General features: G+C 69.0%; 14 protein-coding genes. 9 read left to right on the top strand and 5 right to left on the bottom strand.

The features are described 5' to 3' along the window. Window positions 1-312 precede the first annotated feature (312 nt). Window positions 313-1,038 (top strand): hypothetical protein, encoded by a 726-nt coding sequence (locus ENSA7_RS41845; protein WP_146158781.1) that lies wholly within the window; start codon window positions 313-315, stop codon window positions 1,036-1,038. Beyond that, a complete protein-coding gene (locus ENSA7_RS41840; protein WP_146158780.1) occupies window positions 1,035-1,658 on the top strand; it encodes a hypothetical protein in 624 nt (207 codons plus the stop codon). The genes ENSA7_RS41845 and ENSA7_RS41840 overlap by 4 nt, the downstream gene beginning before the upstream one ends. Window positions 1,659-1,872: 214 nt before the next feature. On the opposite strand, the gene ENSA7_RS41835 is transcribed toward ENSA7_RS41840, so the two are convergent. The 3 genes from ENSA7_RS41835 to ENSA7_RS41825 are packed head-to-tail and all read right to left on the bottom strand — an operon-like array spanning window position 1,873 to window position 5,348. Further along, window positions 1,873-3,276 (bottom strand): SPFH domain-containing protein, encoded by a 1,404-nt coding sequence (locus ENSA7_RS41835; protein WP_181234680.1) that lies wholly within the window; start codon window positions 3,274-3,276, stop codon window positions 1,873-1,875. A gap of 11 nt (window positions 3,277-3,287) precedes the next feature. Then, window positions 3,288-4,367, bottom strand: a complete 1,080-nt coding sequence (locus ENSA7_RS41830; RefSeq protein WP_106095020.1) for an SPFH domain-containing protein — start codon at window positions 4,365-4,367, stop codon at window positions 3,288-3,290. A 30-nt stretch (window positions 4,368-4,397) separates the two neighbouring features. Then, window positions 4,398-5,348, bottom strand: coding sequence for a prepilin peptidase (locus ENSA7_RS41825; RefSeq protein WP_106095019.1), 951 nt, complete (start codon window positions 5,346-5,348; stop codon window positions 4,398-4,400). 95 nt (window positions 5,349-5,443) lie between these two features. Between ENSA7_RS41825 and ENSA7_RS41820 the strand changes: the two genes are divergently transcribed. The 3 genes from ENSA7_RS41820 to ENSA7_RS41810 are packed head-to-tail and all read left to right on the top strand — an operon-like array spanning window position 5,444 to window position 7,496. Further along, window positions 5,444-6,403, top strand: a complete 960-nt coding sequence (locus ENSA7_RS41820) for a hypothetical protein (RefSeq protein WP_106095018.1) — start codon at window positions 5,444-5,446, stop codon at window positions 6,401-6,403. A gap of 22 nt (window positions 6,404-6,425) precedes the next feature. After that, on the top strand, window positions 6,426-7,058 hold the full coding sequence (rsfS, locus tag ENSA7_RS41815) for a ribosome silencing factor (RefSeq protein WP_146158779.1): 633 nt from the start codon (window positions 6,426-6,428) through the stop codon (window positions 7,056-7,058). 9 nt (window positions 7,059-7,067) lie between these two features. Next, window positions 7,068-7,496, top strand: a complete 429-nt coding sequence (locus ENSA7_RS41810) for a 23S rRNA (pseudouridine(1915)-N(3))-methyltransferase RlmH (protein ID WP_106095016.1) — start codon at window positions 7,068-7,070, stop codon at window positions 7,494-7,496. Between the two features lie 85 nt (window positions 7,497-7,581). Here the strand turns inward: ENSA7_RS41810 and ENSA7_RS41805 are convergent, their stop codons facing one another. Then, a complete protein-coding gene (locus ENSA7_RS41805; RefSeq protein WP_146158778.1) occupies window positions 7,582-8,085 on the bottom strand; it encodes a hypothetical protein in 504 nt (167 codons plus the stop codon). Window positions 8,086-8,358: 273 nt separating this feature from the next. On the opposite strand from ENSA7_RS41805, the gene ENSA7_RS41800 reads away from it, so the two are divergent. Further along, window positions 8,359-8,997 carry a ComF family protein gene (locus tag ENSA7_RS41800; RefSeq protein ID WP_106095014.1) on the top strand — a complete coding sequence of 213 codons (639 nt, stop codon included), beginning with the start codon at window positions 8,359-8,361 and terminating at the stop codon, window positions 8,995-8,997. A 127-nt stretch (window positions 8,998-9,124) separates the two neighbouring features. Continuing rightward, a complete protein-coding gene (locus ENSA7_RS41795; protein ID WP_106095013.1) occupies window positions 9,125-9,862 on the top strand; it encodes a response regulator transcription factor in 738 nt (245 codons plus the stop codon). Here the strand turns inward: ENSA7_RS41795 and ENSA7_RS41790 are convergent. Further along, on the bottom strand, window positions 9,851-11,935 hold the full coding sequence (locus ENSA7_RS41790; RefSeq protein WP_181234678.1) for a PAS domain-containing sensor histidine kinase: 2,085 nt from the start codon (window positions 11,933-11,935) through the stop codon (window positions 9,851-9,853). The genes ENSA7_RS41795 and ENSA7_RS41790 overlap by 12 nt on opposite strands. Before the next feature lie 68 nt (window positions 11,936-12,003). Here ENSA7_RS41790 and ENSA7_RS41785 point away from each other — a divergent pair, with 68 nt between their 5' ends. Together ENSA7_RS41785 and ENSA7_RS41780 are read left to right on the top strand one after the other, a co-directional pair. Continuing rightward, the gene (locus ENSA7_RS41785) at window positions 12,004-14,061 is read left to right on the top strand and encodes a response regulator (RefSeq protein WP_106095011.1); all 2,058 of its coding nucleotides are present in this window, start codon (window positions 12,004-12,006) and stop codon (window positions 14,059-14,061) included. Between the two features lie 220 nt (window positions 14,062-14,281). Continuing rightward, window positions 14,282-20,122, top strand: coding sequence for a protein kinase domain-containing protein (locus ENSA7_RS41780; protein WP_106095010.1), 5,841 nt, complete (start codon window positions 14,282-14,284; stop codon window positions 20,120-20,122). Window positions 20,123-20,195: the final 73 nt, after the last annotated feature.

Here is a 20,195-nt window from a genome sequence, read left to right as displayed (position 1 = left end):
ACCGGGCCCCCAGCGCTCGCGGAACAACGTACTGGGCCAGTTCCAGGCCATGTAGGCCGGAGCCGGGCAACCGGAGGGGATCGAGGCGTGCGCGCGCATCAGCGAGACTCGCCGCATGGTCCACGCTGACCACGATCGGAGCAAGCGGGCCGCCAAAACCGGGGATACCGTGGTGCAATGCATCGCGGCTCCTCGCGCCGGCGCGAGGTGTCGTGAGGCATTGCACCACGGGCTCCCTAGGTCCCAGTGACCAGATCTCGAAGAAATTGGTGGCTGGCGTGGAAAGACGCCGACGTCACGTAGACTCCGGCGGTGCGTGACCAAGCTTGTGCCTGGGCGGTGGTGGTCTCGAGCCTGGGCCTGGCAACCGGGTGCCACCGTGCGGTCAGCGGCGTGGACTCGGAGGCGCTCGGCTACGGTCCCGATCAGCCCCCGCAGATCTCCGGCTACGACGTGGATCCGGTCCCACGCGCGACGCCGATGCCCTGGACGCCACCCGATCGCGCGGGCTCCCCGGGCTCGCGCAGCCCGGTGATCGGCGCAGCGGAGCTGTCCGGGCCCGTGCCGTTTGCGGATGACATCATCGAGGTGTGCGAGCACCTCGTCCCGCGAGAGGTCGCCGCGGACGCGGGCCAAGACGCCGACGCCGTGTGCCGACGCCAGCATCGGATCGCCCAGGTGTTTCGTCCGATCGGTGACTGGAAGACCCTGGCCGCTTGTCTCGGGGCCACGACCGACGTCGCTGGCGTCGACGCGTGCAGGCTCGCAACTCCATCGAGCGTGGCCCCGATCGCCGAGCACCCGCGCGAGTCTGGCGTCTGCATGCACTTGCTCGCGCTGAGCGTCGTCGAGGAGCTCGGGCCCGAACCGATGCTCGACGCGGCCAGGCTCGCGGAATTCAGGCCGTTGCTGGCCGACTGTGTCGACTCGCTCGTGAACGATGAGCGACGCAAGCTCGGGCCCAGCAACTACGCGACGATGCTCGCGTGCGTCGAAGTCGCGACGACCACCGCGGACGCCGAGCGGTGTCCGCCGTGAACCTCACCGCCACGCTCACTCGACGGCTCGCGTGGGTGCTGCTCGCGCTCGGCTGCAAGCCCGCGCCATCTCGAGCGCCTGAGCCCGACAGCCGCAAGACCACCGCCGACTACGGCGACGCAGCGTACGCGACCAGCATCCAGCCGATCCGGGTGTGTGAGCACCTCGCCCGCATGGTCGCCGCCGAGGCCGGCCGAGCTCCGCAGTTTGACCCGGTGGTGATGGAGACCTGCGCCCATGAGCTGAGCATCGAGGCGGCGACGCGGGGCAGCGCCGACTGGCGCAGCGTCGCTGCGTGTGTGCTGGAGGCCGAGACCGGGGACGAGGTGGATGACTGTGACCGGCGGTATCCGATGCCGAGCGCGGCGTCGGGTTCGGGTGATACCGACCGCGAGCGGGCGGTTTGTGATCATATGTTTGATGTTGTGATGCGCGAGACCGCGGAAGAGCTTGGTAGCGGGGGACTGCGGTTCTCCGAGGGAGAGCGGCGAGCGCTCACCGACGAGTGCGTCGAGAGCTTCGTGGTGGACCACCGTCCTGAGCTCGACGCGGTCAGCTATGAGCAGCTGCTCGCCTGCCTCGCCAGTGCTCAAACGGGCGTGCAGATGCAGGAATGCTGACCGCGGCGTCTGTGCCCTGCCCGAAGGTCCTGTACCTTCATACTCGTATAGCTTGCACAGACGCTCAGTCGGTGCCCTGCCCGAAGGTCTTGTACCTTTATATTCGTATAGCTTGTACAGACGCTCAGTCGATGCCCTTGTTCAGGTACAGGACCTTCGGGCAGGGCACCGACTGTGGAGGTACACGACCTTCGGGCAGGGCACCGACTGCTGATCACTCGCCCATGAACGCGCGGGCGAAGTCGCGCAGCCGCAGCACCGATGGGATCCCGTCGCGGCTCTGAAACGTCAGCTCCTCCGCAAAGTGGATGTTCGCCGCCGCCTGCCAGGCCACGAACGCCCGCCCCGCCGGCGAGTCCAGCAGCTGATTCACGCGCGCCTCGTAGTTACCGTTGACCGCCGCAACCAAGGCCTGGCCCTCGGCATTCAAGCGCGCGGACACGCCGTCGGCCTCGGCCCGCAGCCGCTGCTCGTAGGCCAAGGTCTCGGCCTGGATGTTCTTGATGCCCAGCAAGTAGTTGTCCCCGTACTCCTCCGGCTCGCCGCCGAGCGCCTTGGCAGCAGCGGTAAGCAGCGCGGTCTTCTGCGCGACGGTCAGCTCCTCGAGCTTGCGCCGCGCCGCGCCGGGCTCGAGGTCGATGCTCTGCTCGGCGAGCTCTTCGAGCTCGGCCAGCTCCTCCTCGGTCAGGACCGCGAGCGCCTCGTTCTCGGCCACGTCCGCGTCAGGCGTCTCCGCCTCCCCATCAGCCGTCTCCGCCTCCCCGTCAGGCGTCTCCGCCTCCCCGTCAGGCGTCTCCGGCTCCGCGTCGGGCGTCTCCACGACCGCGCTGCTGCGCACCTCCGGCTTGACAGCGAGGAACCCGACTTGATACGCGCGATCAACCCGCGCGAGCCGGGCGACCCACTCCTGGGCCCGCGCCGAGGCCAGCGCAAAAGTCCGTTGCTGATAGTTATCGAGGGTCTGCTGGATGTCGGCGACCTCTTTGCGGGCCCCGTCGAGCAGCTTGTTCTGGGCGTTGAGCTGGATCTGAAGTAGCTGCTGCTCGTACTCGGGCCGGAAGAAGACGGCCCGCATCAAGATCGCGTTGGCCTCGACGTGGAGCGGCGCGAGCTCCTCGTTGAGCACGTCGAGCGCCCGCGCCGAGACGGCGTTGCGGCGATCGGTGTCGTAAAAGTCGCTGCTCTGCAGATCGGCGAGGTGCTGACGCAGCACGCCCACGGTGGTCTCGCGGGTCAGGCGTTGAAACCGAAAGCTACCCTGGCCGTCCTCGACGTGGTTGCCAGCGGTGACGATCTCCCAGCCCGCGCCGGGCGTGATTCGATACGGCACCGAGATGTCGAGGGTGACGATGTTGTTGTCCTTGGTTCGGATCTCCAGCGAGTCGCCCTCGAGGAAGTCCAGGAATTGGTAGGTGCTGGGCAGCTCGATCACCTTGTGCAGCCCCGCCATCTCGAGCCGCCAGCCGGGCGCGAGGTCCTTCTCGACCACGCCGCCGACGTTGCTGCGCCGGACCCCGACCTTCCCGAGCTCGACGTTGTGAACCAGCGACCCGCGCAGCAGCACCGCCGCGACGAACACGAGGACGAACCATTTACATGCCTTGCTTAGTTTTTCCATGGTCGTCACTCCTATTGCTCGAGCACCACGCGTGAGGGGTTGGCGTCGTTGGCCCATGGTTCGATGTGGATCGTCACGCCCTCGAGGCTGGCGCCGAGCCGCTGCATCACGCGCTCGACCGGCTGGGTGCGGAACGCCTCAACCTCGGACTTCTTGGCCCGGTAGTCGGCCTCGAGCTGGCCCTCGAGCTCCTCGGCCTTGCGGCGAGCGGCGACGAGCTTGGCCTGGCCCTCACCGATCTTGGCGATCTTGTAGGTGTCGGCGGCCTGAATCGCCTTCTCGCGGTCGGCGACCGCGGTCGCCAGATCCGACTCGAGCACGGCGCGGCGCTCCTGGATCTTCTTGTTCTCGTCGCGGTCGACCTCGGACAAGGTCCGCTGGCGATCGGTCTCGGACCGCTCGAGGTTGGACTTGATGACCTCGAGCTCGTTGCGCAGCCGGTTGCGCTCTTCAATCAGGTGCTCGTAGTTGGCGTTGAACTTGGGCCGCGGGGTCACCATCTGGGTGACGATGATCCCGTGCGGCCGCAGGAACTCGTTGAGCCGCTCCTGGGCCCGCGTCGCCGCCCGGCCGTAGTTCGACGGATCCGACACGGTGATCGTGGACTCGCGGCCAAACTCGTCACGCAGGATCGCGCGGGCGTAGGGCTTGATCCAGGCCCGATACATGTACTCCACGCCCGCGTCGCGGGTCACGGTCACGGCCTCGTCGCCAGTGATCTGGAAGATCAGCGTGGTGTCTTCAAAGTGGAAGTTGGCGCCGTCGCTGGCGCGGACCGTCAGCTTCTCGACGTGCAGATCGTCGACGCCCTGCTCGCCCTTCATCTGAAAGGTCTGGGGGCTGAGGTCGAGCACGTGCAGCGAGTGAATGCCCAGGGGCATGCGGAACACCCAGCCGGGCTGCGTGATCGCCGTGGCCGAGCCCGTGACGTTGTTGACCCGGACCGCGACCTCGCCGGGCTCGATCGTCGTGAACGACATGAACATCATCACGAGCACGATCAGCCCCGACGCGCCGACCCAGATCCACTGGGTCAGATCGCCGGCCTGTTCGCGCAGCTGTTTTAATTTGTCGAGCTCGATCTTGGCCATCGCCCGCAGGGTACCGTGGGCTGGGCCGGCTCACGCGCCCATCAGCCAGGCGAACAGCCCCTCGATCGGGCGGCGCAGCAGCACCCACTCGAGCCCGGCGAGCGCCAGGAACGGTCCAAACGGCACGTGCTGCCCCATGACCCCCGCGTCGGGGTCGGCCTCGCCGAGCTCGGGATCGTCACCGTGGACCTCCCGTAGGTCGGAGTTCGCGGGGTTGCGGCCGCTCAGCAGCATCGGGATCGAGACCAGCAGGCCCTGGACGGCGCCGGCCCCGAGCGTCCACGCGACCGCCATGGGCCCGCAGAAGATCCCGATCATCAAGATCAGCTTGGCGTCACCCAGGCCGATCCCCTCGATCTCACGGAATTTTAGGTAGTACCAGCGGATCCCGGCGATCAGGACCAGCCCGGCGACGCCCGACGCGATCGCGGGGATCGGCTCGACGTCGACCAGGTCCGGGCGCCACAGGACCAGCGGGATCCCAAGCGCCGACATCCCCAGCACGATCTCGTTGGGGATCACCCACTGATCGAGGTCCGTGAAGGTGACGATGACCAGCGCCAGGCAGAAGAAGAACCAGATTTGCCAGGCGATCAGTCCCTCGATGCCACCGCCCTCGAGCAGCGGCGTGACCACGTAGAGCATGAACAGCGCGAAACTCAGCAGGCCCGCGAGCAGCTCGACGAGCAGGTAGCGGGCGGAGAACGGCTCGTCGCACTTGCGGCAGCGGCCCCGCAGCAGCAAGTACGACAGGATCGGGATGTTGTCGTACCAGGCGATCGGGGTCTCGCAGCCGGGGCAGCGCGAGCGCGGGCGGGCCACCGACAGGCCCAGCGGGAGCCGGTAGATCACCACGTTGGCGAACGATCCCCACAGCGCCCCCCACACGAACGCGGCCAGGCGCAGCCACGGACTCATGAGGACCTCGATCAGGGTCGGATCGACGGCGACCGGCAAGCTGGCGGGGACGGCTCCGAGCACAGCTCGCGACCTTAGCAGAAAATGCTTTCTCAACAGCCCGAGGTCCCGGGACGGGGGCGGTCGCTTGCCCGAGCGAAGCGCTCTATCCTCCGCGCATGCGCCCCCGTTCGCAGCTGCTGCGAGTGTTCGCCGCCGTGGTCGCGCTCGGCTGTGGCTGCGGAGATCGGGACGAGCCGGACGCCAAGCCGCTCTCGGCCACGCGGGATCTCGGCGCCGACGCGCGCAGCCGCGTCAACAGCTTCGCCGCGGTCCCCGACTGGAACAGCTTCGTGGAGCTGCTCGCCCAGCGCCACGACCTCGCCCGCGAGCTGCTCGGGCCTCACCAGCTCAGCTACCGCGCGGCGATCTCCACGGGCCCAGTCGGCCACGACCCGGCCGAGCCGCTCCCGGATGTCCCCGAGGGCCGGCCGATCTACGAGCGCTTCAGCGTGATCGACCAGCTCGAGCTGCGCTGGGGCTCGACGCCGGACCAACCGCCGCGCCTGCACCTCGAGCAGCACAACGAGCACGAACACGGCCGCGCGCTGATCGTGATCGACGAGCGCGTGTGGTCGCAGCTCGACGGCCGCGCCTGGCTCGAGCGACCGCTCGAAGATGAGCTGTGGCAGCTGTGGGCCGACGATGCCCAGGCCGCCGTGCTCGACCTCGTTCAGCTCGCGGGCCCGCACGTGGACCTCGGCCCCGTCGAGGCGATCGAGCACGAGGGCCGCCCGGCCCTGCGCGTGAGCCTGCGCGCCAACGACCGGCCCCACCCAGAACGCACGGTCGAGGCTCCGGTCCCGTGGCGGCGGGGCGCGAAGGTCACCCTGCGCTCGGGCTCGATCGTGCTCGATCGGGCCACTGGGCTGTGGCTCGCCGCGCAGCTCGAGCTGAGCTGGTCATTCGAGGACAGCGCGGGTCGCGAGCTCACTGGCAGCGCGCGGTTTGACGGGGACGTCCAGATCCCCGCTCAGGCCCCCGTCATCAGCCCTCCAGAGCAGTCCCAGCCGGTCCCGGAGCGCGAGCGGCCCGAGCTCCTGCGCGAGCGCTTGCTCGACGGGCTTGCCGGGCCCTGATCTGGCGGGCTATAGCGCTGCGATGCCTGAGCAGGGGACACCGAGGACGTGGAGCCGCGGCGAACTGCCGTCGGCCCTCGAGCAGGGCCTGGCGGCGGCTGTTGATCGTGGCGCCAAGGCACCGGTGATCCTGCGCCTGACGGAGGTCGCGGGCTACACCGACTGGGCGCTGTTGGTGTCGGCGCGGTCCGAGCGACAGGTCCAGGGCATCGTCGACGCGATCCTCGAAGCCGCGCGGGGCGAGGGCGCCAAGCTGATCGGCAGCGACGGCCTGGATCTGTATCTGTGGGCCCTGCTCGACTACGACGACTTCTTGATCCACGTGTTCTACCACCCCGTGCGTCGCCACTACGACCTCGAGAGCATGTGGAGCGACGCCCCGCGGGTCGAGCTCGGGCTCCCGGCTGAGGTCATGGACGACAGCGAGCTCGACGGTCTCACGGCGCCGGATCCAATGCCCAGCTACCGCGGCGACTTGGCGTTCGGCGGGTTCGAGGACGAGTTCGTCGACGACGACGGCGACGATGACGAGGCCGAGGACGATCCAGAGTTCGTCGACGACGACCTGTTCGACGACGATCCGCCGGCCACCGCCAACGCGGACACCGAGGCGGGGTCGAGCGTCAACCCCGACGACGATCTGTTCGACACCTGAGGCGGCGGCGTGCGGCTTCGGATCCTCGCGGTCGGCAAGCTCAAGCAGCCCGGGCTCGAGGCGCTGGTCAGTGACTACACCCGGCGCTCGCGCTCGTTCTTGCCGCTCGAGCTGGTTCACCTGCGCGACCTGGCGGCCCTGCGCGGTCGCACCCAGCCCGCGAGCAGCGGCCCGCGGGTGGTCCTGGACGAGCGGGGTGAGCAGATCACCAGCGAGACCCTGGCGGACTGGCTGGGGACCTGGCGAGCCGCCGGGATCCGCCAGGTCGACTTCCTGATCGGCGACGCGCACGGGTTCGACCACGCGGACCGCGAGGCGGCGGATCGGGTCATGGGGCTGTCGCGGCTCACGCTGCCGCATCGCCTCGCCCAGGTCCTGCTGGCGGAGCAGCTGTATCGGGCCGGCACCATCCTCGCCGGGCACCCCTATCATCATTGATCCCGCGGGGATCCGTACACACCCGCTCGTGCCGGGTTCGTGCAGCCGTTCGTACAGTTGTTCGGGCGCTGGTTCAGGCGGTCGTTCAGGCGGCTTGATTGAACGGGGCGTGGGGCCACTCGAGCGTGGCAGGAGCCGCCGCATTGGCCGTGGGCTTGGGGGCCGTGACCTCGACGCAGAGCTCGACGTCGGCCAGCTTGCGGCCGCCGCCGCGGATCTCGATCGACAGGGTCAAGAAGCTGCCTTCGGGCCTGTCGCTGCGATAGCGCACGGTTGCGACCGAGCTGAGGGGCTCGCCGATCCCGACGGGAGCGAGCGAGCGCAGCTTTCCGGCCGACGTTGGCTGCAACATGCAGCCGTCGAGCCCGCTCGCGTGCTCGAGCGCCTCGAGGGCGCAGGCGAGCATCAGGTCTTGCGGGACCGGACTGCCGGCGACCAGCGGGCGCTCGAGCCGGGACCGGAAGCCGGGACGATCGTCGCGGCCACCGAGCACCTTGGCGCGCTCCCACGCGGCCACATCGTGCGGGGTGATCCGGAACGCGGAGGAAAACAGGACTTCACCAACACCGAAACTCAATGGAGTACGCATGGGTATCGAACCTCCTCTTATTTGTTCTGAACCCGCGGACGGCATTGCGCCACGCCCCGGGGACGGGGCCAGACTGTCCGGTCGGGACCGCTCATTCGGCCAAGGACCCCCACTAGCTCGCCGAATTCGACCATTCGCGCGTATTCGCAAGCAATCGCTGGTTCGCGACAATCATCAAAACCCCAAATAATGTGGAGATCTCCTCTGAGATCTCTTCACTGAAATTCTTACCAAAGCGTGCAAATCGACGCGGCGAGGGCCGATAGCCCGAGCATGTGGGCGCCTTTGTTCCCCCCGATCTGTCTCGGCTGCGAGCGGCTGCTTCGTCACGACCGCGCGCTCGCGCTGTGCTCTCGCTGTCACCCGCTGCAGACCCGGCTGCCCGCGTCGCTGGCCGAGGCCGACGGCGTTCGAGCGGTGTGGTCCTATGACGGACCGCTGAGTCGGTCCGTCGTGCGGCTCAAATTCAACGGCGCGCTGGCGCTCGCCGGCCCGCTCGGGCGCCTGTTGGTCGCCGAGCCAGGGGTGCTGAACGACTGCGACCTGGTCGCCTCGGTGCCGCTGCACTGGCGACGCCGGCTCGCCCGCGGCTTCGATCAGAGCGAAGAGCTCAGCCGCTGGGCGATCGAGCACGCCCGACGAAGCATGCGAGCTCGGGCCCCCACCCTCGCCCGGCGCGTGCTGACCCGGGTCCGCGCCACCCAGCCGCAGACCAGGCTCGACGCGCCGGCCCGCGCGGCCAACGTCGACGGGGCGTTCGTGGTCCGCCGCCCCGAGCAGGTCCGCGGGCGGCGGGTGTTGCTCATCGACGACGTGACCACGACCGGCGCGACGGCCCGCGCCTGCATGCACGCGCTGCGCGAAGCCGGGGTCGCCTCGGTCACCACGCTGGCGCTCCTGCGCGCGCTCTAGCTGGCGCTCGCTGCCCACAGTGACCCAGTCTACGAACGGCGCCCGCAAGCGGGCCAGAAGCCTGGCCCGAGCTGAGAACAGTTGGAACTTCGAGCTGGGCCGCAGCGAACATCAGCGAGCTACCGCCATGCCACTCGATCTCCCCAGCTCTGGCCGCCGTCCGGCCGCCCCGTCTGTCTCGGTGGGCGCGGGCGCCTCTGTCACCTCCCTCGCCGAGTACGCACAACAACCGTGGACCGCGCCGCCGGCCTCGGCCCCCGCCTCGGTCGCCGTCGTGATCGTGAGCGCAGATCCAGCGCTCGAGGCCACGCTGCGCGCCCAGCTGTCTGCGGCCGCGGGCCTGCATGTGGTCGAAGATCCAGCGCTCGCGGGCGTGATCGTGTGGGTCGCGCCGATCCAGCGCTCCGGCGAGCTCCCGCTGCTCCCGATCGATCCCGCGCACGACGACGAGCTCGAGGCGCCCCCGGTGGTTGCGATCATCTCGGAGACCACCGACCCGATGCCGCTGCTCGCGGCCGGGGTCCGCGGGTTGCTCGACGTCAACGTCGACATCGGCCGGCTGCGCGCGACTATCCTCGCCACGCAGCTGGGCCTGAGCGTGCTCGACGAAGACCCCGCCGACGCGATCGTGGCGGCGTGGTCGCCCCCGGACCGACCGCCAGCGAATGAGCGCCTGACTCCGCGCGAGCAAGACGTGCTCGAGCGGGTCGCCGAGGGCCTGTCCAACCGGGCGATCGGTGAGGCGCTGGGGATCTCGGCCCACACCGTCAAGTTCCACGTCGACGCGCTGCTCGACAAGCTCACCGCTCGCTCGCGCACGCACGTGGTCGTCAAGGCGGTGCGCGAGGGCTTGCTACGACTCTAGGTCGAGGTCGAGACCCCAGCCATTGTCGACCCGAAGGTTGACGTGAAACCGGGTGTACTCGCCGGGCTTGCTCTCGACCTCGAGCTCGCCGCGGTGCTCGCGAATGATCCCGTGGCTGACCGACAGCCCCAAGCCAGTGCCCTCATTGCGGGCCTTGGTCGAGAAGAACGGATCGAACACCCGATCAATCGCGTCGCCTGAGATCCCGCTGCCGTGATCTTCGACGGTGGTCCGGACCCACGGCTCGCCGTCACGCTCGAACACGCTCGCGCTGATCGAGACGTACTTGTTCTCGTCGAACTCGGGGTAGCGGGCGTTGAGCGCGTCGCGGGCGTTGCCGATCAGGTTCATGAACACCTGCTGGATCTGCTGGCTGCGACACTTGATCGTGGGCAGGTCCTCGGGGATCTCGATCCGCACCGCGATCTGACTGCGCCGCAGCACGGCGCCCAGCAAGGTCAGGGTCGCCTCGATGACCTCGCTGATCCGCGCGGGGCTGTGGTGCTCCTTCTCCTGCCGCGCGAACGCCAGCAGGTTGCGGACGATCGTCGCCACGCGCTCGGTCTCGGCGACGATCTCTCCCGCAAAGTCCGCGACCACGCCGCCCGGCTCGGCCCGGATCCGCACGAGGTCGGCGTAGTTCATGATGCTCTGGATCGGGTTGTTGATCTCGTGGGCGACGCCGCTGGCGAGCGTGCCGATCGACTCGAGCTTCTGTTGCTGGCGCAGCTGGGCCTCGAGGTTGGCGCGCTCGCGCTCGGCGGACTTGCGATCGCTGACGTCGGTCCCGATCAGCAAGAACCCACGGGCGCCGCCGTCGACGTAGGGCACCACGCGGTTGGACCACCACCGCTCGCGCTCGCCCGACGTCGCGGACGGCACCGTGATCTCGTAGCTCGACGGCGCGCCCGTGCGGCGCGCGTTGTCCATCGCCCGACGCAGCGCGCCCGCGGCCTCGGGGCTGAGGTGCGTGAACACGTGGGTGCCGTAGAGCTCCTCGGCCCGCCGCTCACCGACCGCGCGATTGGTCACGACGATCCGACCGTCCGCGTCGAGCTCGGTGATCCGATCCGGGACGTTCTCCCACAAGAACCGCCAGCGAGCCTCCGACCGACGTAGCGCGAGCTCCGCTACGCGGCGCTCGGTGACATCTGTGAGGATCATGGTGATCGCGACCACGCTGCCCCCGCGCATGACCGGCGCGCCCTGGACCTCGTACCAGCGGGCGTCCTGCTCCTCCGACCCACGCGCGACAATGCCGCGTAGCGGGAACTCGTGAGCGCTCTTGCGCTCGACGATCTCGGCGATCGCGGCCTGCAGGTTGGGACCGCTCTGGCCTCCCGCGAGCTCGAACACGCTCGAACCAATTAACTCCCAGGGCTCGCGGCCATCGACCGGGACCTGCCGGTTGACGAACAAGATCGTGCCCTCGAGATCGATCGTGACGATCACGTTGGGGGCGTGCTCGACGAGCGAGAGAAACCGGGCCTCGACGTGCCCGAGCGCGTCCTCGGTCCGCTTTCGTTCGGTGATCAGCTCGCCGCTGGCGTGGATCCGGCGGCCCGGCCCCTCGCCGCGACCCTCCAGTCGCTGGCGGACCCACATGATCGAGCCATCGCGGCCCAGCAATCGAAATTCGTGAACCGCCTGATCGCGGCCACCTGCGCTGCTCCCTCGCATGACGGCGTCGACGATGTTCGCGTAAGGCTGAGCATCATCGAGATGCACCTGGACATCCGCGGCCGACGCGAGTCGCTTGACGTAGTCGCTGTCGTGGCCGGTGGTGCGCGTGAAGCTGCGTGTCGTCCACGCCCGCACCTCGCGGCCGGCCTCCGTGGTGCCCGCAGACCACCAGTAGCCGGACGTCAGCTGCGAGAACACGTCCAAGTCCTCGCGTGCCGTTTTCAACTCGGCGCGAGTTCGCGCCAGCGCCAGCTGCAGCGCTTGTACCGTGGCGACCGGCTCGGGGTCGTTGGCCGCTGGCTGTTCGGTCGAGCTGACCAGGTCAGGCTGGTCGGGCTGGTCACGCTCGTCATCCATGAAGACCATCGTGTCGGCGACTTGGCCGGACATGTTATACCCGCAGAGCTGGACTGAGAACATCAACCCGCGCTCCCGTCACCCACCCCCCATCGTCCACCATGGCCCGAATCCTCGTCGTAGACGACGAACGCAGCTTGCGTCGTACCTTTGCCCTGTTCCTTCGTGACGATGGCCACGAAGTCGAAACAGCGGAGGACGTCGATCAGGCGCTCGAAACGCTGGAAGCAGCCTGGGTGAAGGCCCAGGCCGAGGGCGGCGGTCACTTTGACGTCGTCGTTTCAGACATCATCTTGCCCCGGCGCAGCGGGGTGTCCCTGATGGAGGCCGTCGCCGAGCGCTGGCCCGACATCAAAGTAATTCTGGTGACCGGCGAGCCAACCGTCGAGACGGCCGCCAGCGCAGTGCGCTCCGGTGCCTACGACTACATCTCCAAGCCGGTCTCGAGCTCCAAGATCCGCAAGGTCGTGGCCTCGGCGGCGCGGGTCAAGTCCCTGCAAGATGACAACAACCGGCTGCAAGCCGAGAACGACCAGCAGCGGGCCGAGCTGGCCCGCCTCGTCGAGGTTCGCACCGCCGAGGTTCGCGACACGAAAGAGGCCCTGGCCTCCACGGTCGAGCGAATCAGCCGGATCGCGTCCAACATCCCCGGCGTGCTGCTTCAGTTCGAGCGCCACTCGGACGGCGAGTTCGAATTCACGTTCATGGCCGACAGCGCCGAAGAGACCTTCGGGATCAAGCCGGCGGACGTGGTCGCTGACGCGCGGGCGTTCACGGACCGGGTGCACCCCGAAGACAGCGAAGACCTGCGCGAGTCGCTGGCCCGCTCGGCCGAGTCGCTGAACCTGTGGAGCTGGGAGGGGCGGATCATCTTGCCCTCGGGCGACGTCCGGTGGTTTCAGGCCCAGTCCCGACCGGTGCGAAACGAGTCGGGCACGGTGGTCTGGGACGGCGTCATGCTCGACATGAGCGAGCGCAAGGACCTGCAGGCCCGCCTGATGCTCTCGGATCGCATGGCCTCGATCGGGACCCTGGCCGCGGGCGTGGCCCACGAGATCAACAACCCGCTCACCTACGTGCTCGCCAACTTGCACATCCTTGGCAAGCGCGCCGAGAAGGCGATTGGCCTGGATCAGACCGACGCCGCCCGCAGCCAGCTGTGCTCACAGGACACGCTGCAGCTGCTGCGGGAGACGGCCGAGGGCGCCCGCCGGGTCCGCGACATCGCGCGCGATCTCAAGACCTTCTCCCGCTCGAGCGACGAGGTCCACCCGGTCGACGTCCGCCAGGTGCTCGACTCGTCGGTGCGCATGGCCATCAACGAGATTCGCCATCGCGCTCGGCTCGAGCGCAACTACCTGGGCTCGCCCCTGGTCCTCGCCAACTCGTCGCGGCTCGGCCAGGTGTTCCTCAACCTGATCGTCAACGCCGCCCAGGCGATCCCCGAGGGCGCCGCCGACGACAACTTGATCCGCCTGACGACCACGACCGGCGAAGATGGCCACGCCGAGGTCATCGTCGCCGACACGGGCAGCGGTATCGCCCAGCACCTGATCGAGCGGATCTTCGAGCCCTTCGTGACCATGAAGCCCGTCGGGGTCGGGACCGGCCTCGGGCTGTATATCTGCCGCGACATCATCCACCACATCGGCGGGGTGATTCAGGTCGACTCCGTGATCGGCGAGGGCACCAGCTTCACGGTCAGGCTGCCCCCGGCCCCGGCCGACGCCGTGCTCAGCCCGCTGACGCCCGTGCCAGGCCGCAAGCGCCAAGAAGATCTGCCCCGCGCCCGGATCCTGGTCATCGACGACGAGCCCAACATCGGCCGCAGCTTCGTGCGCTCGCTGCCCGAGCACGAGATCACCGTGGTCGACAGCGGCCGCGAGGGGGTCCGCGCCCTCGATGATGGCGCCAGCTTCGATCTGATCTTCTGTGACGTCATGATGCCCGACGTCACCGGTCGCGACGTCCACGAGCACATCACCGAGCACCATCCCGGCATGGTCGACAAGATCGTGTTCATGACCGGCGGAGCGTTCACCGAGCGCGCCAGCGAGTTCATCTCGCGCGTAAACGCCCCGCGCGTGGACAAACCCTTCGACGTGTCCACGATTCGCGCGATCCTCCGTCAGAAGCTCGACCCAAACCACCAAGGTTGAGGAGATGCCACAGTTCGCGACGTGCCCATGTGCTGCGCGCCCATGTGCTGCGCGTCCATGTGTCAGTGTCGTGTGCACGTTCTCGTGTCGCCGCCGCGGGCACGGAACGACGCGCAGGAATTGCCGACAGGCTGAGCGCGGCGGGCAGCATCCTCGGTGCCACCATCGTGAGACGCCTAGCCGCGACAGCGCTCCAGATGTTCGTGGGGGCCGTTAATCCATGTCGTTTCCGGGCTTCGAACCGGGACCCCTGATCCACGCGGGATCGCGGTCGCAGATCCTCCGCGCGCGCCGTCAACACGACGGGGTGTCCGTCGTGCTCAAGACCGTGGCTTCAGGTCGGCCGGGCTCGCAGGCGATCGCGCGCCTGCGTCGGGAGTGGGAGATCGGGCAGATGGTCGTCCACGCGAACGTGGTCCGCTATCTGAGCTTCGAGGTCGCCGGGCCGGCGGCGGCGATCGTCATGGAAGACTTCGAGGGTGTGTCGCTGGCCGAGCGGATCCCCGCGCATGGATTCAGCATCGACCGGCTGCTCGAGATCGCGGTTCAGCTCGCGCGCGGGCTCTCGGCGATCCACGCCCGCGGCGTCATTCACAAAGACGTCAAGCCCCACAACATCCTGATCGACGCCGATGGCGAGCACCTGAAGTTCATCGACTTCGGCGTGTCGGCGCGGCTCGACGACGGCGAGCAGCTGACGATCTCGCCCAGTCGCCTCGAGGGGACGCTCGCGTACATCTCGCCCGAGCAGACCGGGCGCATGAACCGGGCCCTCGATCACCGCGCGGATCTCTACTCGCTCGGCGTCACCTTGTACGAGCTGCTGTGTGGTCAGGTCCCGTTCGCGGCCGCCGACGCGCTCGAGCTGGTCCACTGTCACCTCGCCAAGCTGCCCGATCCGCCGACGGACCTGCGCCCCGAGACCCCCGAGCAGCTGTCGCGCATCATCTTGAAGCTGCTCGCCAAGGCCCCGGAGGACCGTTACCAGACCAGCCGTGGCCTTCACCATGATCTGCTGCGCGTGCGGGACCTGCTGCGGCTTCACGCCAACGACCGGGTCCGCGAGCCGACCTCGCTCGGGTTGTCCGTCCCCCCGTTCGAGCTCGGCGCGCACGATCGCGGGCCCGAGCTGCGCGTCTCCACCAAGCTGTTCGGCCGTGACCTCGAGCTCGAGACGCTCGAGCGCGCGTGGGCGCAGACCCAGCGCGGCGACGCGACGATCGTGTTGATCTCGGGCAGCTCGGGCGTCGGCAAGTCGGCCCTGGTCAGCGAGCTCGAGACCCGGCTGCGCGCGCGCCCAGGCACCTTCATCAGCGGCAAGTTCAGTCAGCTCGGCGGCGGCGCGGCCTACGAGGCGTTCGCCACCGCGTTTCGAACCCTGGCCGGGCGGATCCTCGGCGCGGGCATGGACGAGTTCAGCAGCTGGCGCGCGCGGCTCTCGGACGCGCTGGCGATCAACGGCCGGATCCTGCTCGACGTGGTCCCCGAGATGGAGCCGATCGTCGGCCCGCTGCCAGCTGTCGCGCCGCTCGGCCCCGAGGAGTCGCAGCAGCGCTTCAACCAGGTGCTGCGTCGGTTCGTCCGGGCCTGCGCCACTCGTGACCACCCGCTTACCTTGTTCTTGGATGACCTGCAGTGGGCCGACCCGGGCAGCCTCGCGCTGCTCGAGCTGCTCGCGTCCGACGATGAGCAGCGCCACCTGTTGCTGGTCACTTCGGTCCGCGATGACGAGCTCGGTCCCACCCACCCGACCGGCCGCTCGCTCGCCAACCTCCGCCGCCAGCACCCCTCGGCCATCGAGCTGTCGCTGCGCGCGCTGGGCGTGGCCGAGGTCGAGACGCTGATCAGCGTGACGCTCGGCGGCGCCCCGCCGCGACCGCGTGCGCTCGCCGAGCTCGTGGTCGAGCGCACCGCTGGGAACCCGCTGTTCGTCCGGACCTTCTTGCAGATGGCGTGGGAAGAGCAGCTGCTCACCGCCGACGCGCCGCTCGAGCTGCGCGACGATCTCGACGCAAAGCCGAGCGTGAGCTGGACTTGGGACGAGGTCGGACTCCGCCAGATGCAGGCCAGCGAGTCCGTCGGCGAGCTGCTCGCCCGGCGGCTGCTGCAGCTGCCCGCGTCGACCCGCGAGGCGCTCCGCACCGCGGCCTGCCTGAGCGGCTCGTTCACGCCCGAGACCGTCGCCGCGATCAACGACGCCCCGACCTCCGCGACGGTCCACGACCTGCGGACCGCGGCCCGAGCCGGGATGATCCTCCTGCGCGACGACGAGCGCTGGGACTTCGTCCACAATCGGGTGCGCGAGGCGGCCTATGGGCTGTTGCCACCCCACGAGCGAGCCGCGGCGCACCTGCGAATTGGCGAGATGTTGTTGGCCAACACCCCCGCGGATCGGCTCGCCGAGCGTGTGTTCAACATCGTCGATCACCTCGACATCGGTCGCGCGCTGATCACCGACGCCCGCGCGCTCGCGCGGCTCGGCGAGCTCGCCCGGCTCGCGGGCGAGCGCGCCCACAAGGCCACCGCCTACGAGACCGCCGTTCGCTACCTGCGGACGGGCATCGCGTGTCTCGACCTGATCGATCTGGTGGACGCGCGCGACCCCATGGATGAGTCCGCCAGCGTCCCCCGCTCATGGCGCGAGCACTACGAGCTCGCGCTGGGGCTGCACCGCGAGCTGGCGATCGCCGAGTATCTGAGCGACGAGCTCGACTCGTCGCGCGCACGCATCGCGACGGCCCTGGAGTACGTCCACGATCCGGTCGATCGAGTCGAGCTGTTCGACCTGCTGGTGTCGCAGCAGACCATGGCCGCGCACTACGCCGAGGCGATCGAGACCGGGGCCCGCGGGCTCGCGCTGCTGGGCATCGAGCTGCCCGTGGGTGACGACGCCATCGACCAGGCGCTCACCGCCGCGCTCGCCGAGTACCGCGAGCGACTGCTCGAGCGCCTGGGCGGGCGCCCGCTCGCCACGCTGATCGAGCTGCCCGACATGCAGCGACGTGACACCCGCGGCGCGGCGCGGCTGTTGGCGACGATGATGAGCGCGGCCTACAGCGACGACTCCCGGCTGTTCCCGCTCGTGACCCTGCAGCTCGTCAACCTGACGCTCGCGCATGGGTCGCTGCCGGAGTCGGCGTTTGGCTACGCCAACCACGGGACCTTTGTCGGCGCCGTGCTCGGTGACCACGAGGCCGCGTACGAGTGGGGCAAGCTCGCGCTCGCGCTCGCCCGCAAGCACAACGACCTCGCGCAAGAGGCTCGCGCTTGCTACATCGTGGCGGGGTTCCTGCTGCCCTGGTGCGCGGCGATCGACGAGTGCGAGGCGCTCAACGACCGCGGTGAGCAGGCGGCCAGGGACGCCGGCCAGCTGCAGTTTGTCGGCTACATCCACTACCAGCGCCAGCTGCTGCACCTGTTCGCCGGCACCCCGCTGTCCCGGCTCGAGGGCGAGCTCGCCCGCGCGCTGCCGCGGCTGATCGACATCAACCACGTGTACGCCGCCAACGTCGTGCGCGGGGTCCAGCTGATCGTCGCGGCGCTGCTCGGTGATCTGCCCGCGGGTGAGGTCCGCGGGCTCGCGGAGCTCGAGCGCGAGTTCCTGGCCGACTGCCGTCAGCGGCACAGCCACATTGCGATCTGCGTGTACCAGATCTACAGCGCGCAGCTGAGCTACCTCCACGGCGATCCGGCCGCCGCGCTCGCGTGTATCGCCGCCAGCAAGGAGTCGCTGCCCTACGCGGTCGGTCACGTCGCGCTCGCCGACCGCAACTTCTATCACTCGCTGGCGCTCGCGGCTTCGCTGCCCGACCTGCCTGAAGATCGCCGTCGGCTCGCGCTCACGACCATCGAGCACAACCAAGATCAGCTGGCCCAGTGGGCCAAGAGCGCGCCGCAGAACTTCGAGCACAAGCACCTGCTGGTCGCGGCCGAGCTGGCCCGGCTCGATGGTGAGCTGCTCGCGGCCCTCGATCTGTACGAGCGGGCGATCGCCAGCGCCCTCACCCATCGCTTCACCCACGTCCACGCGCTGGCCAGCGAGCTCGCGGCCCGCATGTGGCTGGCCCGGGGCAGTCACCGCCTGGCCCGACCGTTCATGGCCGCCGCGCTCGCGGGCTACCGCAGCTGGGGCGCGCGTAAAAAGCTGCGCTTGCTCGAGGCCGAGCACCCCCAGCTCGTCCACGAGCTGGCGCTCGACACCCACACCAGCAAATTCAGCCGGACCTCCGAGCACTGGCCGGGGTCGGCCAGCTCCCAGGCGCTGGATCTCGCCACCGTCACCCGGGCCTCCCAGGCCATCTCCAGCGAGATCGATCTCGACCGCCTGCTCGCGCGGATGATGCGGATCATCTTGCTCAACGCGGGCGCCAACCGGGGCTTCTTGATCCTCGAGTCCGAGGACGACTTTCGGATCGAAGCAGCGGCGAGCAGCGAGATCGACGCGGTCGAGCTGCACGACAAGCGCCCGCTCGCCGACGCGGATCTGGCCGTCGGGATCGTGCGCCACGTGCTCCGCAGTGGTGACAACGTGGTGCTCGAGGACGCCCACCGCCGCGGGCCCTTCACCGACGAGCCCCACGTGGTTCGGCGGCGGCTCAAGTCGGTGTTGTGCACGCCGATCCGCCACAAGGACGGGCTGGTCGGGGTCCTGTACCTGGAGAATGAGCTCACCGCGGGCGCGTTCACGAACTCGCGCACCGAGGTGCTGCAGATCCTGCTGTCGCAAGCGGCGATTTCGCTCGAGAACGCGCGCTACTACAACGAGCTCGAGACCCTCAACGCCGAGCTGCGACGCCGAGCCGATGAGCTCGCCGCGTCGAAGACCCAGCTCGAGGTCGAGATCAGCGAGCGCGAGCGCGGCCAGGCCAAGCGCGTCGCGCTCGAGGATCAGCTGCGGCAGTCGCAGAAGATGGAGGCGATCGGTCAGCTCGCGGGCGGCGTGGCCCACGACTTCAACAACCTGCTCACGACGATCATCGGCTCGACTGACGTCCTCAGCGCCCGGATGCGCGTCGATCCGCAGGGGCCGGGCAGCGACACTGGCGCCGCCGAGGTCCGGGTGATCCGTGAGGCCGCCGAGCGCGGGGCCTCGCTCACCCGCCAGCTGCTGGCCTTCTCCCGCCGCCAGGTGTTGCAGCCCGAAGTCGTCGATCTGAACGCGCTGGTCGAGCGCGGTGGCGCGATCCTCGAGCGCTTGCTCGGGGCCGAGTACGAGCTCCACGTCCGCCTCGGGGAGCAGCTGGGGCGGGTTCGCGTCGACCCGGGGCAGCTCGAGCAGGTGATCCTCAACCTCGTCATCAACGCCCGCGACGCGAGCGACCCCGGCGGCAAGGTCTGGCTTGCGACCCGCGCCGAGCGGCTCACGCAGCTGCGCCCCGGCCAGCCCCACGACGTGCGCCCGGGCGACTGGGTCGTGCTCGAGGTCAGCGACACCGGCATGGGCATGAAGCCGGAGTCGATCGCCCACATCTTCGAGCCGTTCTACACGACCAAGGGCGTCGGCAAGGGCACCGGCCTCGGGCTCTCGACGGTGCTGGGGATCGTCCAGCAGTCAGACGGGGCCCTGACCGTCACCACCAAGCTCGGCGTCGGCACGACCTTCGAGATCTGGCTGCCCTGCGTCGAGGCGCCCGCCGATCAGGAGCGCCGCGACCCCGAGCGCGAGGAGCCCGAGCTCGACTCGACCCAGCGCCACGAGACCGTGCTGGTGGTCGAAGACGAGGCGCCCGTGCGTCGAACCGTCGAGCAGATCCTCGCGCTGAGCGGCTACGCGGTGCACACCGCCGAGGACGGCGAGGCGTCGCTCGAGCTGTTTCATGCCCACGCGGGCACCATCGATCTGGTGCTCACCGACTTCGTGATGCCCCGGCTCGGCGGCCTCGACCTGGCCACCAAGCTGCGCGCGCTCCAGCCGGACATCAAGATCTTGTTCATGAGCGGGTTCACGGCCGGGCAGCTGGCCCAAGACAAGATCGAGGCGCTCGGCGGCATCGAGCTGATCGAGAAGCCGTTCCGGGCGGCCGCGCTGCTGGAGAGGGTCCGCAAGATGCTCGATCGCTAGGGGCGCGAAATGGGCGCGACCGGGGCTTGATCCTCAGACTACCGAGTGGTAGGGAGGATCACCCTGACCGGTA

The organism is Enhygromyxa salina, assembly GCF_002994635.1.
Lineage (GTDB): Bacteria > Myxococcota_A > Polyangia > Nannocystales > Nannocystaceae > Plesiocystis > Plesiocystis salina_B.
Note: the sequence above shows the minus strand (reverse complement) of the source record. Positions and strands in the feature narration are given on the sequence as shown.